Origin of the sequence: Micromonospora sp. NPDC051296, from assembly GCF_040682255.1 — a bacterium.
In the GTDB taxonomy this organism is placed as follows: Bacteria; Actinomycetota; Actinomycetes; order Mycobacteriales; family Micromonosporaceae; genus Micromonospora; species Micromonospora craterilacus.
In genome coordinates this window covers 1-2,354 of sequence record NZ_JBFBAO010000592.1, presented here as the reverse complement: position 1 = coordinate 2,354, position 2,354 = coordinate 1, and the positions used below count along the sequence as shown (strand labels likewise).

Annotated in this window: 2 protein-coding genes and 2 pseudogenes; 3 read left to right on the top strand and 1 reads right to left on the bottom strand. The window is 76.0% G+C overall.

The window, feature by feature from the left end; genetic code table 11:
- Positions 1-90: pseudogene (locus AB0M52_RS33285) on the bottom strand (sigma factor); the annotation flags it as partial.
- Between the two features lie 12 nt (positions 91-102).
- Between AB0M52_RS33285 and AB0M52_RS33280 the strand changes: the two are divergent.
- The 3 genes and pseudogenes from AB0M52_RS33280 to AB0M52_RS33270 form a co-directional block, all read left to right on the top strand.
- Positions 103-588: a fibronectin type III-like domain-contianing protein gene (locus tag AB0M52_RS33280; protein ID WP_363961820.1), complete on the top strand. Its 486-nt coding sequence runs from the start codon at positions 103-105 to the stop codon at positions 586-588.
- The gene (locus AB0M52_RS33275; protein ID WP_363961819.1) at positions 585-1,673 is read left to right on the top strand and encodes a LacI family DNA-binding transcriptional regulator; all 1,089 of its coding nucleotides are present in this window, start codon (positions 585-587) and stop codon (positions 1,671-1,673) included. The genes AB0M52_RS33280 and AB0M52_RS33275 overlap by 4 nt, the downstream gene beginning before the upstream one ends.
- Before the next feature lie 12 nt (positions 1,674-1,685).
- Positions 1,686-2,354, top strand: a pseudogene (locus AB0M52_RS33270) (serine/threonine protein kinase); the annotation flags it as partial.

Here is a 2,354-nt window from a genome sequence, read left to right as displayed (position 1 = left end):
CTGCACCGGCTGCCGCTGCCGCTTCCGGTACGAGTTGATGTAGGTGTTGGTCAGGATCCGGTAGAGCCAGGCCTTGAGGTTCGTGCCCTGCTCGACTACGACGTGATCGGCGCCGACTCCACCTACCTGTACTACCGGGGCGACCCGCTGTACCCGTTCGGGCACGGTCTCTCCTACACCCGCTTCGACTACGCTCGGCTGCGGCTGAGCGCGGCGGCGGTGACCGCCGGCGAGGTGGTCGAGGTGAGCGTCGACGTCACCAACACCGGCCCCCGCCCCGGCGAGGAGGTGGTGCAGCTGTACACCCGACAGCGGCGCTCCCGGGTCAAGCAGCCGCTGCGGCAGCTGCGCGACTTCGCCCGGGTCACCCTCGCTCCCGGCGAGTGCCGGACCGTCACGCTGCGGCTGCGCACCGCCGAGCTGGCCTGGTGGGACGCCGACCGGGGCGCCCGGATCATCGAGGACGCCACCCACACCGTGCTGGTCGGGCGGTCCGCGACCGACGTGCGGCTGGTCGGCGCCGTGGCCGTACGCGGTGAGCCGGTCGAGCGGCGGTCCCGGCTGCACAGCGCGAGCGGGGCCCGATGACCGGGCGCGGCCGGGTCGCGTCGGGCCAACCCACCATCGCCGACGTGGCCCGACACGCCGGGGTCGCGGTGAGCACCGTGTCGTACGTGCTCAGCGGCAAGCGGGCCATCTCCGAGGTGACCCGCATCCGGGTGCTGGCCAGCATCCGGATGCTCGGCTACCACCCGAACGCCGGGGCGCGCGCCCTGGCCAGCCGGCGGGCCAACGTGATCGCGCTGGTGCTGCCGCTGCGCTCGGGCATCCAGGTGCCGGTGGTGATGCAGTTCGCCACCGCCGTGGTGACCGCCGCCCGCCGCCACGACCACGACGTCCTGCTGCTCACCTCCGACGAGGGCCCGGAAGGGCTGCGCCGCATCGCCGCCGGCGCCCTGGTCGACGGGGTCCTGGTGATGGACGTCGAGCTGCACGACGCACGGGTTCCGCTGCTGCGGGAACTGGGCCGGCCCAGCGTGCTGATCGGCCTGCCCGCCGACAGCTGCGGGTTGACCTGTGTGGACCTGGACTTCCACCGGGCGGGTCAGGTCTGCGTGGAGCACCTGGCGGGGCTCGGGCACCGGCGGGTCGCCCTGCTCGGTGCCCCGGCCGCCGTCTACGACCGGGGCACCGGGTTCGCCCACCGCACCCGGGCCGGCGTGGCCGAGGCGGCGGCCCGGCACGGCGTCGACGCGGTGACCCTGCCCTGCGAGGAGAACGCCGCCGACGCCCGCCGCCGGGTGGCCGAACTGTTCGCGCGGCGCCCCGACATCTCCGGGCTGGTCGTGCAGAACGAGGCGGCGGTCGGGCCGGTGCAGGCGGCGCTGGCCGCGCTGGGCCGGCGGGTGCCGCAGGACGTGTCGATGGTGGCCGTCTGCCCGGACCAGTTCGCCGAGCACGCCAGCCCCCGGCTCACCTCGGTGCCGGTACCGGCGGAGGAGATCGGCCGGCAGGCGGTGACGCTGCTGATGCGCAAGCTGGCCGACGAGCCGACGCCGGAGGTCACGCTGCTGGAACCCCGGCTGACCGTCCGCGACAGCACGGCCACCGCGCCCGACGGCCCGGCCGAGGTGACGTTCACCGAGGACGGCGGCCCGGGAGGCGCCCACTAGACTGCCCGTTCGATGGACGCCCAGCCCGCCCCCGCCGCCGACACCCGCCCCTGTGCCCACTGCGGACGCGACGTGCCGCAGCGCGTCGGCGCGGGCCGACCGTTCCGGTACTGCCGGGACAACGACGGCGCCTGCCAGCGGGCCTCCCGCAACAGCCGGATGCGTCACCGCAACGCCCCCGGCCTGCCCGGCCAGGTGGCCCGCACCTGGGAGGCCGTGGACCGGCTCGACCAGATCGTGGGGACGCTGACCGAGGCGTTGCATGCCGAACTGTCCCCGGCCGGGGTGCAGCGGCAGCTGGCCCAGGTCCGGGCGGAGACCGCCGGCGAGGTCGCGGCGGCGCAGACCGAACGGGACGAGGCGGTGCGGGCGGCCGAGGACGCCGCCGCCCGCGCCGAGCGGGAGCGCCGGCAGGCGCAGGCCGCCACGGCCGAACGCGACGCCGACCGGGCCGCCGCCGCCGACGCCGCCGACCGGGCGGCCGCCGCCGACGCGCACGCCGAGCGGGCCGAGGCGGCCCGCGACGACGCCCGGCGCGCGACCGCCGCCGCCGAGGCGCTGCGCACACAGGCCGAGTCCGACCGGGACACTGCCCGCGCGCAGCTGGGCGACAAGCACCACAAGATCGCCGGTGGCGTCTTCAACAACGATGGCAAGGTCAAGCTCGACGACGACTCCACC

What these genes read in the sequence shown, in the direction of transcription:
- AB0M52_RS33275 (WP_363961819.1), top strand. Translation starts at nt 585, where the DNA reads ATGACCGGGCGCGGCCGGGTCGCGTCGGGCCAACCCACCATCGCCGAC.